Origin of the sequence: Pseudoalteromonas sp. CO325X (genome assembly GCF_004208955.1) — a bacterium.
GTDB lineage: Bacteria > Pseudomonadota > Gammaproteobacteria > Enterobacterales > Alteromonadaceae > Pseudoalteromonas > Pseudoalteromonas ruthenica.
Map to the genome: position 1 here is coordinate 148,185 of NZ_SGPG01000010.1, position 14,226 is coordinate 162,410.

At 45.7% G+C, this 14,226-nt stretch carries 14 protein-coding genes; 13 read left to right on the forward strand and 1 reads right to left on the reverse strand.

The genetic code is table 11. The features are described 5' to 3' along the window. Positions 1–69: 69 nt before the first annotated feature. From EXT46_RS04030 to EXT46_RS04055, 6 genes are all read left to right on the forward strand, one after another. Positions 70–1,839 (forward strand): M14 family metallopeptidase, encoded by a 1,770-nt coding sequence (locus EXT46_RS04030; RefSeq protein ID WP_130145368.1) that lies wholly within the window; start codon positions 70–72, stop codon positions 1,837–1,839. Between the two features lie 4 nt (positions 1,840–1,843). After that, entirely contained in the window at positions 1,844–2,485 is a 642-nt protein-coding gene (locus EXT46_RS04035) for an MBL fold metallo-hydrolase (protein WP_130145370.1), read from the forward strand. A 68-nt stretch (positions 2,486–2,553) separates the two neighbouring features. Then, positions 2,554–3,012, forward strand: coding sequence for an Lrp/AsnC family transcriptional regulator (locus EXT46_RS04040; protein ID WP_022944202.1), 459 nt, complete (start codon positions 2,554–2,556; stop codon positions 3,010–3,012). Positions 3,013–3,122: 110 nt separating this feature from the next. After that, complete coding sequence (locus EXT46_RS04045) at positions 3,123–4,679, forward strand: SulP family inorganic anion transporter (RefSeq protein WP_045978789.1); 1,557 nt, start codon at positions 3,123–3,125, stop codon at positions 4,677–4,679. Positions 4,680–4,779: 100 nt separating this feature from the next. Beyond that, a complete protein-coding gene (locus EXT46_RS04050) occupies positions 4,780–5,493 on the forward strand; it encodes an SIMPL domain-containing protein (protein ID WP_165381050.1) in 714 nt (237 codons plus the stop codon). Positions 5,494–5,644: 151 nt separating this feature from the next. Continuing rightward, positions 5,645–6,037, forward strand: a complete 393-nt coding sequence (locus tag EXT46_RS04055) for an MAPEG family protein (protein ID WP_022944205.1) — start codon at positions 5,645–5,647, stop codon at positions 6,035–6,037. 39 nt (positions 6,038–6,076) lie between these two features. On the opposite strand, the gene EXT46_RS04060 is transcribed toward EXT46_RS04055, so the two are convergent. After that, a complete protein-coding gene (locus EXT46_RS04060) occupies positions 6,077–6,310 on the reverse strand; it encodes a hypothetical protein (RefSeq protein WP_130145374.1) in 234 nt (77 codons plus the stop codon). A 254-nt stretch (positions 6,311–6,564) separates the two neighbouring features. Between EXT46_RS04060 and EXT46_RS04065 the strand changes: the two genes are divergently transcribed. From EXT46_RS04065 to EXT46_RS04095, 7 genes are all read left to right on the forward strand, one after another. Continuing rightward, positions 6,565–7,095: a cold shock domain-containing protein gene (locus EXT46_RS04065; RefSeq protein ID WP_130145376.1), complete on the forward strand. Its 531-nt coding sequence runs from the start codon at positions 6,565–6,567 to the stop codon at positions 7,093–7,095. Positions 7,096–7,507: 412 nt separating this feature from the next. Further along, on the forward strand, positions 7,508–7,888 hold the full coding sequence (locus EXT46_RS04070) for a response regulator (protein ID WP_022944208.1): 381 nt from the start codon (positions 7,508–7,510) through the stop codon (positions 7,886–7,888). An 11-nt stretch (positions 7,889–7,899) separates the two neighbouring features. After that, positions 7,900–8,808: a MoxR family ATPase gene (locus tag EXT46_RS04075; RefSeq protein WP_045978794.1), complete on the forward strand. Its 909-nt coding sequence runs from the start codon at positions 7,900–7,902 to the stop codon at positions 8,806–8,808. A gap of 1 nt (position 8,809) precedes the next feature. Beyond that, complete coding sequence (locus EXT46_RS04080) at positions 8,810–9,787, forward strand: DUF58 domain-containing protein (protein WP_165381051.1); 978 nt, start codon at positions 8,810–8,812, stop codon at positions 9,785–9,787. Further along, a complete protein-coding gene (locus tag EXT46_RS04085) occupies positions 9,784–11,724 on the forward strand; it encodes a DUF3488 and transglutaminase-like domain-containing protein (RefSeq protein WP_130145380.1) in 1,941 nt (646 codons plus the stop codon). Before EXT46_RS04080 ends, EXT46_RS04085 begins: the two co-directional genes overlap by 4 nt. A gap of 3 nt (positions 11,725–11,727) precedes the next feature. Beyond that, positions 11,728–13,047 carry a Na+/H+ antiporter family protein gene (locus EXT46_RS04090; protein ID WP_130145382.1) on the forward strand — a complete coding sequence of 440 codons (1,320 nt, stop codon included), beginning with the start codon at positions 11,728–11,730 and terminating at the stop codon, positions 13,045–13,047. Positions 13,048–13,091: 44 nt separating this feature from the next. After that, positions 13,092–14,174 carry a hypothetical protein gene (locus EXT46_RS04095; protein ID WP_130145384.1) on the forward strand — a complete coding sequence of 361 codons (1,083 nt, stop codon included), beginning with the start codon at positions 13,092–13,094 and terminating at the stop codon, positions 14,172–14,174. Positions 14,175–14,226 lie beyond the last annotated feature (52 nt).

Here is a 14,226-nt window from a genome sequence, read left to right on the forward strand (position 1 = left end):
ATCCTGGCCACCTTTAAAGCCCCCTTGTTATACTCAAATACAGCAAAACAACAACAAAAAGAGCGTATTATGTTTACCAGCTTGTTATTAGCCACGGCCCTAGCCGCTGATGCCCACTTGCCCAAACTGATCTCTTGGCAAGGCCAAAGTGAAGCGTTGATGCAGCAACAAGGCGTGTTAACCACGGCGTTTGAACACTCTGGGGGAATGATCTCTCCCGACTATCAAGCGACGATGACCTATTTAAAGCGTTTACAACAGGCTAACCCGACCCAGTTCAGCCTAGTTAAAATAGGTCAAAGTGACGCTGGCCGTGATATCAATATGCTGGTTGCCAGCGAGCAAGGAAGCAATAGCGCGGCGCACATTGCTAATAGCGACAAACCCACGTTATTGATTCAAGCGGGTATTCACAGTGGTGAAATTGATGGTAAAGACGCAGGCTTTATGTTGTTGCGAGACATTGCCACCGGTAAACGATTGGATATCTTGAAAAGCGTTAACCTACTGTTTATACCGATTTTAAACGTCGACGGTCACGAGCGTGCCAGTGCCTATAATCGCATCAACCAGCGCGGTCCTGCTGTTATGGGTTTTCGAACCAATGGTCAAAACCTCAATTTAAACCGTGACTTCACTAAGCTTGATACCCCTGGTGTGCGCGCATTAGCTAAGGTTGTTAATCAGTATCAACCTAGTCTATATCTCGATATTCATGTTACCGATGGCGCAGATTACCAATACGATATTACCTATGGTTATGCGCCAACGTTCGCCAGCGCCACACCAAAAGTGACAGCTGCGATGGATCAATGGATTGCGCCTGTCATTGACCAGAAACTTGAAGAAATGGGCCATATCCCAGGGCCTTTAGTGTTCGTCATGGATAAAATGGATTTTGCGAAAGGTCTTGCTGGGTGGGTCGCTGGGCCTCGCTATTCAAATGGTTGGGGCGAGTTACGCCATTTACCCACCATTTTGGTAGAAAACCATTCGCTTAAGCCCTATAAACAACGGGTATTGGGGACTTATGTGCTCATTGACGGCGCTATCACCGCCTTGACCCGCCATGGTGATGATATAAACGCGGCCGTGGCACAGTCTAAAGCGCAGCAGCAAGAACGCCTCGTTGTTGAACGCAGCTATGCCAAAGAGCCTGATACCATTGCCTTTAAGGGGATTGCCTATGATTACTATGAAAGCACAGCAACCGGTGCTAAAGAAGTACGTTATTTAGGCAAACCTAAGCATTACGATGCGTTACCCATATTCTGGCAAAAGGAGATAAAAACCGAGGTTGATGTGCCCAAGGCTTTCTATATTCCACGCCAGTATACTGATGTGATCGCGACCTTAAAAATGCAGGGGGTTGAAATAGAGGCTGTTACAGCAGACACCGAGTTGCCATTGGCACAAGCACGTATTGTTAATCATCAATTTGCTCAAGCACCATTTGAGGGACGCTTTCGCGTTAGTGCAGAGTTTGATTACAGCACGGCGAAAACGACAGTAAATCAACAGTGGCTGAAGGTTAGCACGACACAACCCTTAGGGCTTTTGGCTACACATATGCTGCACCCAGAGGCGCCAGACTCATTGTTCCAGTGGGGCTTCTTCCACAGTATTTTTCAGCGCACTGAGTATGTTGAGAACTATGCACTTGCTCCATATGCCCAGCAAATGCTTGAATCAAACCCGGATATCGCCGAGCGTTACCACGCCAAGCTTGAAGATGAAGACTTTGCAAACGACAGTGATGCTCGCAGAACTTGGCTTTATGCGCAAACACCGTATTATGATCAGCATTATTTGCACTACCCAATATTAATGCAGTTTTAAACTTATGAAAATTACCACCATTCCTGTTACTCCCTTTATGCAAAATTGCCGCATATTGCAATGCGCACAAAGTGGTCAGGCCGCTATTATCGACCCCGGTGGCGATAGTGATAAAATCATCCGTGCGTTAACACAGCGCGGCATTGAGCCCAGTGTAGTTTGGCTAACTCATGGCCATTTAGATCATGTTGGTGCAGCGGATACATTGCGCAAACATTACCAAATCGACATTGTTGGCCCGCAACGAGATGAGCAATTTTGGTTTGATGCCTTGGCGCAGCAGGCTCAGATGTTTGGCTTTGCGCCGCAAGTGCCTTTTTTGCCCGACACCTGGCTCGAGCATGGGCACACCATAAGTTTAGGTGAGCAGCAATTTGAAGTACGCCATTGCCCAGGACATACGCCAGGGCACGTGATTTTTGTTTGTCATAGTCATAAACTTGCCATAGTTGGCGATGTGATTTTTAAAGGTTCAATAGGGCGGACGGACTTTCCTAAAGGCGATGGCCCAACATTAATCGCTTCTATCAAACGAGAGGTGCTTAGCCTAGATGATGACTATCGATTGCTTAGCGGTCATGGTGAAGAGACCTCTGTAGGACAAGAGCGTCATAAAAACCCGTTTATTAGCGGAAAATTCGGTTAAAAAGTACAGACGAAAACCCTTGCGTTATGTATAATTTTACCTAATTCACAATTAAAAAAGAAAAATCAATGTCATTAAACCAAGTTGACCGTCAGATCTTGGCATTGCTGCAACAGGATGCCAGTTTATCGACCGCCGAAATAGCCGATCAAGTCGGCCTTTCCCAATCACCATGTTGGCGCCGTATTGCACGTCTTGAGCAGGAGGGCTATATCAAAGGCAAAGTGGCCTTGCTAGATGAGAAGCAGCTAGGCTTCGATATGCTTGTATACGCCCATGTACGTTTGTCTAACCACGGCCGAGACCAGCTCGCAGATTTTGAAAAGCTGATAATGAGCTATGATGAAGTCACTGAATGCTACACTATGGCGGGTACCATGGACTTTATGTTGCGTATTATCTCCAAGGGTATTGAAGGCTATGAGCAGTTCGTTCGAGACCACTTATTAAGCCTTCCCTATGTGCAAGAAGTACATTCGAATGTGACTATGACCTGTGTTAAGCGCTCCACCGCACTGCCACTGTAAAAGTGGCAGTAAGCCTGCCTTCAGCTTTTTACTCAATTGTTAATTTCTCGGTATTTTGCTAGACTCTGCGGCCTTTTCGAAGAGCTCTGCCTAACGTACACGAGGAATGAATGTTTAACTTATTAAGCAAAGCCCCAAGCTCTGCTAAAAACGATATATTGTCTGGATTGACGGTGGCCCTAGCGCTGGTCCCCGAAGCCGTTGCCTTTGCTTTTGTAGCCCAAGTAGACCCTCTGGTTGGTTTATACGCTGCCTTTATTGTTGGCCTAATAACTTCTTTATTAGGTGGTCGCCCGGGCATGATATCTGGCGCCACCGGTGCCCTTGCTGTTGTCATGACCTCCCTCGTCGTGACCCATGGGGTCGAGTACCTGTTTGCCACGGTGGTGTTGATGGGCATACTGCAAATTCTCGCTGGGGTATTTAAACTTGGTAAGTTCATTCGTATGGTGCCGCACCCTGTGATGTTGGGGTTTGTAAACGGCTTGGCCATTGTTATCTTTCTCGCTCAACTTGGCCAATTTAAAGTACTTGGCGACGATGGCCAAATGCAGTGGATGCAGGGCGAAATGATGGCTACCATGCTGGGTCTGGTTGCTTTGACCATGGCTATCATTCACTTTTTACCTAAACTAACCACTGCTATTCCTTCAAGTTTGGCAGCGATTGTCGTGGTGACGGGTTTAGTTTTAGGGTTAGATTTAGAAGCCCGCACGGTTATCGACTTTGTTAAAGATATGACCGGTGATGCCAGCGCCACAATCGCCGGTGGTTTGCCTGAATTCCATATTCCTCAAGTGCCGCTCAACTGGGAAACATTCCAGATTATTCTGCCTTATGCGGTTATTCTTGCCGCCATTGGTCTGATCGAATCGTTACTAACGCTTACGCTAATTGACGAAATCACAGACACCCGTGGTCAAAGTAATAAAGAATGCATGGGCCAGGGCGCAGCTAACTTGACTTGTGGTTTCTTTGGCGCGATGGGTGGCTGTGCCATGATTGGCCAATCAATGATTAATATCAACTCGGGTGGCCGCAGTCGTTTATCGGGTGTGACAGCTGCTCTGATGCTTCTGGCCTTCATTTTGTTTGCCGCTAGCTATATTGAGATGGTGCCTTTGGCGGCACTGGTTGGCGTTATGTTTATGGTGGTTATAGGCACTTTTGAATGGTCAAGCTTCCGCATTATGCGCAAAGTACCTAAATCTGACGCCTTCGTTATCTTTTTGGTCAGTGCCGTAACTGTGGCCACAGACTTAGCCATTGCGGTCTGCGTGGGTATTATTGTCTCTGCGCTAGTGTTTGCTTGGCAGCATGCTAAACATATTTACACCGAAAGCTACATTGATGAAGAAGGGTCAAAAGTATATGAGTTACATGGACCTTTGTTCTTTGGCTCAGTGAAAAACTTTATTGAGTTATTTGATGTTAAGAATGACCCTAAAGATGTCATTGTAGAGTTCAAGCATAGCCGAGTTGCTGATCACAGTGCCATTGAAGCTATAGATAACCTTGCTGAGAAATACACCAAGCAAGGTAAAACCTTACACCTACGTCATGTTAGCCCTGACTGTAAGCAACTACTGCATAAAGCGCGCGATTTAGTCGAGATCAATGTTATCGAAGACCCCAAATACCGGGTTGCTTCCGATAAACTCGGATAACATTTAATAACAGGCCAGCGTCATGCTGGCCTTTTTTATTCAGGCACAATTAACGTTTTCACCCTAAACTGGATAGCATTATTTGCTAATGGGTAAAAACATGAAAAAGCTTATTTCTCTAATACTTACATCAGGCATCGCATTCGGCGCTCATGCTGTCAGTATCCCTGATGAACCTCACGTTCAAGTTACTGGTGTAGGGGAAGTGTGGGCCACTCCCGACAAGGTCACGTTGAATGTCAGTGTCAATGAACACAGCAAGGATGTTGTTGCGGCAAAGAAAGCGGCCGATGACAAACTTGCGGCCATGATTCTGGCGTTAAAAGAGCAGGGAGTTGCCAGCAAAGATATTCACGCTAGCCAACTGAATGTGCGCAGCAAAACGCGTTATAACCGCGATACTCAAACCAACGAATTTGACGGTTATGAAGTCAGTCGTAACCTCAGCATTATTTTGCGCAATATTGATAGCTATGCGCAAACTCTGCAAGGCCTTATTCAGCAAGGGGCTAATCAAGTAGGGCAGTCGCAATTTGGTTTAACCAATCATGATGAGCTTTTTAGCCAAGCGCAGCAAAAAGCATTCAAAGATGCAAATGCCAAAGCTAGTACCTACGCAGAAGGTTTCAACGCCCGCATTGAAAAGGTCTATAGTATCAGTGCCCAACAAGATTACGCGCGTCCAATGCCGCAGGTCGAGGCCATGATGGTACGAGCTGATAGCGCCGGTAGCGCGAAAGTGGAAGATGCTTACAACATCGGTGAAATCAAAGTCACTGCGAAAGTGAACGCGGTGTTTTTGCTCGAGGACTAAGGGTATAGAAATTATCATGATGCAGTCATGATATCGAAACGACCTCTCCAACTGCCGGCGGCTAAACGCATTTTGTTTACCGTCGGCACTTTTCTTTTTACTCCAAGCCCTGTAAGTTCTTACTCAAATTTTGATTTGTTAAGGGGTTAGGGTGATAGTCTCAATTTACGCTGCAATTTTAGCGCTGGTTTACGTGCAGTTGAGTATGTATGTTGTTAAAGCACGGCGCAAAGCTCAAAAATCCATAGGTACAGGCGAAGATGAAGGCTTAATACGCGCTATTCGCGCACACGGAAACTTCATTGAGTATGTGCCATTTGCACTGATTCTACTTTTTCTCAATGAGTATCAAGGCTTAGCGAGTCATTATTGCCACCTATTTGGTGCCGCCTTAGTATTAGGGAGGTTACTGCACGCAAGCAATATCGCCCAAAGCAATGAGCAGCTTAAGATTCGCGTGGTGAGCATGGTGCTGACATTCTCTGTCATCGTTTTATTGGCGATTAGCTTACTGCTCGATGCGACGTTAGGGCTCTATTTATAAAGCCCTGATTATTTTGTTATTTTAACCTAACGAAAATGGCTATTTCTTTTTCTCAAAATCACTATGGGTAGGGATCGGGTTGCATTTTTTTTGCAGCTCGGTTTTACCCACATTCTCTGGCTTGTCTGAGCTATAAAAGGTCATACGATAACTTTGCTCAACCTCACCAGAGCAGTTTGCTTGCTCTAGCATAGCTTGTTCAAATGATTGCTGTTGTTCAGGGGATGCGCAGCCAGCCAGTGCTGCAGTTAAGATGATGATTGCGTACTTCATTGACTTCTCCTTAATGCCCACACTGTTAAAATTTTGACTATACGTGCGGTAACTCAGGTAATTTTTATATTCAAAGCGTTCGTTTGCAACGCAAAAAGTGTAACGATTTAAAACAAGCGCCGACAAAGACTGAGGAACTGTAGCCAAACCTTTTCTGTAATGGCTGTTAGCGGATTGATTCAACGAGTAATTTATAGATTTTCTTGGTAATTATTTGTAATATCGCAGCTTTATTTGCTAACAAGGATGAGCACATGTATCGCGGTAAGCTAGTCAATTGGAATGACGATAAAGGGTTCGGTTTCATCAGCGCAGCAGAGCTTTCATCAAATACCTTCATTCACATTTCAACGCTTAAGCACATGAGTCGACCGCCAAAACAAGGCGACTATATTCACTTTGAAGTTGAAAGGCATGAAGGGAAAACGCGCGCGACAAATGCTCGTATAGAGGGAGTTGCCGCGAAGAAATTCAAAACCTCAAAAAGCACCAACAAGGCGGGTGCGAATAAGCTAGTGCCTGTATTAGTGGTTGGGGTTATGTCGGTTTTATTATTTAACTATTTAGATTTTACCGAGCAAGTCGGCAGTCCAAGAGCTATTCAACAAATCCCAGACACCGCATTCGACACCACGCCACGACAAACATTCAAGTGTGATGGGCGCCAGTACTGTAGCCAAATGAGATCGCGAGAAGAAGCTGTGTTTTTCATTCGAAATTGTCCGAATACAAAAATGGACGGTGATAACGATGGCAACCCTTGTGAGAGTGACTCAAGGTTTTAAAAGATAAATGCCTAGCTACAAGCTTTTAACGATGAACCGTAATGAACGCTTTGCTCTGTACGAGAGTGAGATTGATGGGTTCAAAGCGAAAGAGGCTTGTTTGTGTCATACATTAACTAGACGATTGATGTTGGTTAAATAGGTTTAAACGCTATTTAACATAATCTAATTTATAGGTGGTCACTATAATAACCAGATAACTATCATAGAAACCGACACTAAAAGTCCAATACTAGACGGTATCGGACATTTTAGAGTGGTTACGGCTTTTAGTATGTTGTGACAAGTGTTGTTCATTTACCAATTTATACAATTTCCTAGTTAGTTACTGCGCTTTAGTCTATGGTTGTATTGAGCAATATGCGCTTATCGCATAGTATTAGTAACCAAACCACGAATAAAAAGACGTATTATGGAGTTTGTTCGCCCTTTGGAGCCGATTCTGATCATTGATGATGATCAGTCCATGCGAAGTTCTTTGACCACCATCCTCACCGAGCTGGGTTACGACCAAGTTGCGGTTGCTACAGATGTCGCAGAGGCCAAACCGCTGTTATCACAACTGGAACCTGAGGTGATATTTGTGGATATAGCGCTCCCAGACACTGATGGTTGCGACGTCGTCAGTTACCTAAAAGATTTACATCCCCACAGTCGAATTATCCTTTGCGCTGATCATAACTCCCAGGAAAACGTAGAACATAGCTGGGAATTCGGTGCGCAAGAATACATTAGCAAACCATTCAACGCGAATAAGGTTGATATGGTTATGAAGCGTTTAGAACTAAATTAATAAGCCCCCTTATGCAAGAACAATTAAAACAGCTGACCTTAGGCCTAGCTGATGTTATTTATGGCAAAGAACAGCAAATAAAGTTAGCTCTGTGTGCAATGTTAGCGCGCGGCCATTTATTATTAGAGGATCTTCCAGGTATGGGTAAAACAACCCTGTCGCATGGTTTGGCACAAGCCCTGGGGATGAGTTATCAACGTATTCAATTTACCAGTGATTTGTTACCAGCAGATATTCTGGGGGCAAGCATTTTTAACACTCAAGAGCAGCGCTTTTCGTTTCATAAAGGTCCGGTATTTAGCCAAGTGGTACTCGCCGACGAAATAAACCGCGCGGGCCCTAAAACACAGAGTGCCTTGCTTGAGGCCATGGAAGAAGGCTGTGTTAGCATCGACTCTGAACGATATACGCTCCCTACTCCATTTTTTGTGGTTGCAACGCAAAACCCACAGCATCAATCCGGCACCTTTCCATTGCCAGAGTCACAGCTAGACCGGTTCTTTATGCGCTTAAGCTTAGGATTCCCCCCAGCCGATGCGGAAAAACAACTCATTCGTGGCCATATTCCTCAGCGTGATAAAGCGATTGATGCCATTATCAGTGCCGAGCAATTACAAGCCATGCAGGCCAATGTTGATAAGGTCACTATAGCCAATACCGTTGTTGATTATATCTTGTCACTCGTGACTCACACCCGTCATGATAAAGATATCAGTCACCCTTTATCTCCTCGTGCCAGCATCGCGCTCGCCCAAGGTGCACGGGCTTGGGCATTTATGGAAGGCCGTGACTTTGTTATGCCAGAAGATGTGCAAGCTGTGTTCGCTAGTATTTGTGAGCATCGTATTAATCCGCATGACGTTTATAGTCAAGGCTCTGTATGCAGTGATATTCTCGCTCGCGTCAAGGTTCCGCTTTAGTATGCTCGCAACAATGCAACAGGGATGGTCGTCCATACGAACGCGAATAGAATCCCTACTGCTGCGTGATAAACACAAAAAAAAGCACCTGACACTGGGTCACAGTTCGTTATATGTGCTGCCATCTAAGCTGGGCTTGGGCTTTTTACTTATTGCCGTGTTGAACTTTATCTTGGCCGCCAATTATCAGAATAACCTAGTGCAAGTTGTCTCTTATTTAATGTTGGTGTTGGTATTGATGTCGTTAATTCAGGCCTATACCAACTTAAAGGGCCTCGAGGTCAAATTTAATAATATTAGTGATGTTTTTGCGAACCAAACACCTGTATTGAATATTACTGTATGCAATAACTCGCGTACCAGCTATGGCGTTAAAGTAACGTGGCAAGGTCAATGTAAGGAAGTTGAACGCGTTAGCCAAGATGCCCAGGTCGTGCTTGTAAGTGGCCGTAAATGTTCCCGTGGCAAGTATCCAGCAACACGACTTCAGATTTCAACGGGATTCCCATTTGGCCTCGCTAAAGTATGGAGCTATCTAGAGCCACATGCCCATTACTTTGTTTATCCATCTGCACAAGCGCACAATACTGCACTGACCTATGAGGCCAGTGAAAATCAAGGTGAAGTGAACGCGCTTAAGCCGCAGTCAGGAAATGAAGAGTTTTATGCCTTGAATGAATATAAACAGGGCGCTGACTACCGCCGCATTTCTTGGAAACACTTTGCCAAGCGTGAGCAGTTGTTAGTGAAAGAGTTTGTATCTTATCAGGATGCGCAATATATGCTCGACTACGCATCACTGCAAGGCAGTGTTGAGCAACGCCTGAGTGCAATGGCCTATTCCATTGAGCAGGCGAAAAGCACCCAAACAAAGCTTGCGCTGCGTATTGGCAGTACTCAGTTTGATGCTGATAACAGCCCCTCCCATTATACTAATGCATTGCGTGCACTGGCTTTATTTAAAAATGGAGAGAAATGATGCTGTCTTTTGTTAGCACGGTGCTCAGTGTCATCTACATCGGTATTTTCACGTTAATAGGCGCAGAACTCCCCTCCTTAATGCTGAGCCTGTTATTGTTACTGTGTCTTTGGAATTTGTTACTGGCAAACAAGTCATTGACTCGCCCAGGTGCACTGGCTACTAACTTATTGGCTGCGGCTTGTTTAGGTGTGCTGTTTGTGTCGGTCAGCTATGATGAAAGTGTCCTACTGTTCGTGTCAATGCTGTTACAGGCAGCAATATTAAAGCTCTTACAAGCGAAAACGTCCAAGCAGCTATCGACTGTCATTGTGCTTACCTTCTTTTCATTATCGACTGTGTTCCTTTATCAACAGTCTTTATATAGCTCAATATTAGTAGGCATATTTTACGTTTGTTTACTGGCATCTTTAGCCGCCTTACATGGCGCTCGCACGCCCAAACGAGCCTACTTTCAAGCACTTGGCTCGTTCGCTATGGCAATCCCCATCGCTGCGTTATTGTTGTTATTTATTCCTAAAGTACCTGCATTTTGGAAACTTCCTGGCGCTGGCGGTGCTAAAACAGGCCTTAATGAGCGTATAGACCCGTTCAATATTGCCAATCTGGCGAAGTCCGATGACTTGGTGTTTCGTGCTGAGTTTCCAGGGCAACTTCCAGCGCCCCCCTATTATTGGCGAGCGCTTAATCATGAAGAATTCGACGGCAAAGCATGGATAAAAGCGCAGCGCCCTCCTCGCCCTCGTACATATATAGACTGGCAGAGCTATAGCGCTCAGGCCACTGTGTACTTAGAAAGCTCCGCAAACCGCTGGCTATATGCATTGCAAGACAGTGTTAGCCCGAGTCAAAAAGTAGAGAATTTACGAGGCGGTTTACTTAAGCGCAAAGAGTCAGCAGCATCGAGCTTTCAATACCCATTGCTTTACCGACCGGTGCAAGCAAGTGTCCTGACTAATTACCAATCACGTCTTAACCGCCTACTGCCAACGGATGGGAATCCGCAGGCAAGAGCGTTAGCCCGGCAGTTGAGTCAAAGTACAAACACGGCAAACCAGTTTGCTAGCCGACTGATGGGCTTTTATGAACAACAAGGCTTTAGCTATACGTTGACTCCAACGCCGATCACCGATGACAATTCCCTTGACGTATTTCTCACCCAAACTAAGCGTGGCTTTTGTGGCCATTATGCTAGTACAAGTGCATTTATAATGCGTGCTGCCGGGATCCCCGCACGTGTGGTATCAGGGTATTTGGGAGGAGAGCAAAGTGAACAGGGTAATTACCTGCGTGTATATCAGTATGATGCCCACGCCTGGGTTGAGTATTATGATGGCAATCAATGGCAGCGTTTTGATGCAACCAGTGTGGTCGCGCCAGAGCGATTGAATGGCTCGCTCTCTCAGGTTCAAGAGCTGCAACAAGAGTTTATGGATAACCTTGATGTCGGCTTATTGCAGTTGAGCCATATAGAGGCATTGAATTGGTTGCGATTAACATTGGAAGAGCTCGATTACAGCTGGACAAAGTGGGTGCTTGGTTTTGATCAACAAAAACAAAAAAGCGTGCTTAAAGATTTACTTGGTAACCAAATAGCACAGTACAGCATGGTGTTGGCCCTTTGCGTGGTTGCACTTGTTCTGCTTGGGTTATTGTTATTGGGTAGTCGCAAACAACAGCAGTCAATGAGCTTCAGCGCTAAATGGCTGAATAGGCTGTTTTTATATGCAGATAAACAGGCACTGCTTAGCTCGCAAAATAGCACACCCAAGCAAAAGCTGGCACAATTAGCCACACACTGCCCCGGCGCGGCAACCCCACTTGCACGTATAGAGCAGCTTTATACATTGGCCGCTTATAAGCAACGCCCGCTCACTAAAGCACAGAAAAAAGACCTTGTAAAACAGGTAAAAAAAGCAATAAAAATAATAGGCTAGAATATGAATTCGGTATTAATTGGCGTCATTTTGATGCTTGCACTCACCCTGTTACGAGTGAACGTAATCGTGGCAATGACTGTCGCAGCTGTAACCAGCGGATTAATCGCTGGACTACCTTTAAAAACTACGGTGGAAGCGTTCAATAATGGCCTCTCAGGCGGCGCTGAAATTGCTCTCAGTTATGCTATGCTCGGCGCCTTTGCAGTGGCTATCTCGAAATCTGGCCTCACCACTTTACTCGCTCGTCGACTATTGAAAATGATGGGGCAAGAGCATATTTCTTCGCGGTTTTTATCTTTTGCGGTGCTTTCAGTGATTCTCTTTTGCTCTTTGGCATCACAAAATCTCATTCCTGTTCATATCGCTTTTATTCCTATACTCATTCCACCGCTGTTAGGTATCACGAATGGCTTAAAGTTAGACCGCCGCGCCCTCGCCTGCACACTCACCTTCGGCTTAGCTACGGCTTATATGGTGTTACCTTATGGCTTTGGGGGTATTTATTTATACAACATTTTGCATTTAAATTTGGTCGAGAATGGCTTATCAATCGACAAAACCAGCGTTCCTCTAGCTATGGTGATCCCGGCACTGGGCATGGTTTTCGGCTTATGTGTTGCGCTTTTTATCAGTTATCGCAAAAACCGCAGCTATAACAATATATCGCTCGCTACAGAAGAGACTGAGAATGCAATAGCCCACCCATCAAAGGTCTTAGCCATAGGCTCTGTGGCAATCGTGCTGTCACTCGCAGCTCAATTTCTGAGTCAATCGATGATTCTCGGTGGTCTTGTTGGGGTGATTGTGTTTACTGTGTTTGGCATTGTTAAATGGCATGAAAATCAAGATGTGTTCTCCAAAGGAGTGGCGATGATGGCGATGATCGGCTTCATTATGATTTCAGCGCAAGGGTTTGCCGAAGTTATGAAAGCCACCGGTCATGTTGATTCACTCGTTACCAGTGCCGCAGATATGATTCAAGGCAACAAACCATTAGCGGCGGCGCTTATTCTGCTAGTAGGACTACTCATTACCATGGGGATCGGCAGCTCATTTTCTACAGTTCCAATTATTGCAGCACTTTTCGTTCCTTTGTGTTTGCAACTGGGGTTTTCCCCAATGGCCACGGCTGCATTAGTAGGCACGGCGGGCGCCCTGGGTGATGCAGGTTCACCGGCGTCAGATTCAACACTCGGGCCCACTTCAGGATTGAATGTCGACGGCCAACATGACCACATATGGGATACCGTGGTACCAACCTTCTTACATTTTAATATTCCACTGGTTTTGTTTGGGTGGCTAGCGGCCCTTGTGCTATAAAGGGGACAGATTTTAGTCAATTAGTACCCACACAAGGAGGTGAGATGTTCAAGCAACTAACATTACTCAGTGTTATTTGTGCCACGTTAACTGGCTGCGGCGGCAGCGATAACGCAACTTCAACACCGATAGAGCCAGCCCCTGAACCTGAGCCAACACCTTCAGGTATTACCTTTACAGATGCGGGGCTGTCGGGCGAGCGCATTAATCACCTGGTTCATTTCAACGATGCGATTTATGCCGGGACTGACACCGGCTTATTTAAATCCAGCAATGATACGTTTACTCAGTGGCAGAAAGTAGCCACGACCTCAGCCCCTATCAGTGCCATGTGTGCAAACAGCACCGAGCTTTTCTATGCCACTCGCCCAGCCCAACGCTCGACACTGACGAAAGTGTCGATGAACGAAGAGCTAAGTCATATTGAGCATCGTTTTGCCCCAAGCGAAAGTGAACACATCTACGCACTCTATTGCACCGAATCAGCCTTATACGGGACCGGGAACTTGGTTCTTTCGGCCTCCTATGATGATGGAGTAAGTTGGCAAGTGCTGGCAGGAGAATATGGGTATGCGGCTACCGGCATGACGGCCTCTATGCACAAAAGCGGCAATATGCTGTGGTACGGTGGCCAAGGTGCAATCGAAAACCCAATATTGCGTCGCGTAGATTTGGAAAACCTTGCACAGCAGGAATACCACGACTTGTTTCCTGCCCCGAGCACAATTAAAGCGATTAAAACCACTTCCCAGGAGGAGATTATTATCAGTGGTGAAGGTGGCTTAATGAAAAGTGCCGACCAAGGCGAAACGTGGACACAAATCTACCGAGATGAACAGGTACCCTATCGTTTCTATTTTGATTTTATCTATACAGAAAATACTCACACGCTAATTAGTGCTGGATGGAACAAGAGTCAAAAACGTGCCCCCCAGCCTCTTTATGTCGACGTAAGTGATAATGGTGGCGAGCAATGGCAGCGCTTTCACTATGATACAAGTGCCGACTATCATGGCGGCGTATTAAGCCTATTGCCACTGAGCAGCGATGAGCAGTCCGTTTCATTGCTATTGGGGTTAGACATGGGCGGCGTTGTCAAAGCCGAATATTACTACCCTTCACAGTGATGCTACGGTATGTAAAAACCACACATTGTATGATGTGTTCACTTATTGGTGG

Coding starts and splice junctions, on each gene's coding strand:
- EXT46_RS04030 (WP_130145368.1), top strand. CDS start 70: ATGTTTACCAGCTTGTTATTAGCCACGGCCCTAGCCGCTGATGCCCAC.
- EXT46_RS04035 (WP_130145370.1), top strand. CDS start 1,844: ATGAAAATTACCACCATTCCTGTTACTCCCTTTATGCAAAATTGCCGC.
- EXT46_RS04040 (WP_022944202.1), top strand. CDS start 2,554: ATGTCATTAAACCAAGTTGACCGTCAGATCTTGGCATTGCTGCAACAG.
- EXT46_RS04045 (WP_045978789.1), top strand. CDS start 3,123: ATGTTTAACTTATTAAGCAAAGCCCCAAGCTCTGCTAAAAACGATATA.
- EXT46_RS04050 (WP_165381050.1), top strand. CDS start 4,780: ATGAAAAAGCTTATTTCTCTAATACTTACATCAGGCATCGCATTCGGC.
- EXT46_RS04060 (WP_130145374.1), bottom strand. CDS start 6,310: ATGAAGTACGCAATCATCATCTTAACTGCAGCACTGGCTGGCTGCGCA.
- EXT46_RS04065 (WP_130145376.1), top strand. CDS start 6,565: ATGTATCGCGGTAAGCTAGTCAATTGGAATGACGATAAAGGGTTCGGT.
- EXT46_RS04070 (WP_022944208.1), top strand. CDS start 7,508: ATGGAGTTTGTTCGCCCTTTGGAGCCGATTCTGATCATTGATGATGAT.
- EXT46_RS04075 (WP_045978794.1), top strand. CDS start 7,900: ATGCAAGAACAATTAAAACAGCTGACCTTAGGCCTAGCTGATGTTATT.
- EXT46_RS04080 (WP_165381051.1), top strand. CDS start 8,810: ATGCTCGCAACAATGCAACAGGGATGGTCGTCCATACGAACGCGAATA.
- EXT46_RS04085 (WP_130145380.1), top strand. CDS start 9,784: ATGATGCTGTCTTTTGTTAGCACGGTGCTCAGTGTCATCTACATCGGT.
- EXT46_RS04090 (WP_130145382.1), top strand. CDS start 11,728: ATGAATTCGGTATTAATTGGCGTCATTTTGATGCTTGCACTCACCCTG.
- EXT46_RS04095 (WP_130145384.1), top strand. CDS start 13,092: ATGTTCAAGCAACTAACATTACTCAGTGTTATTTGTGCCACGTTAACT.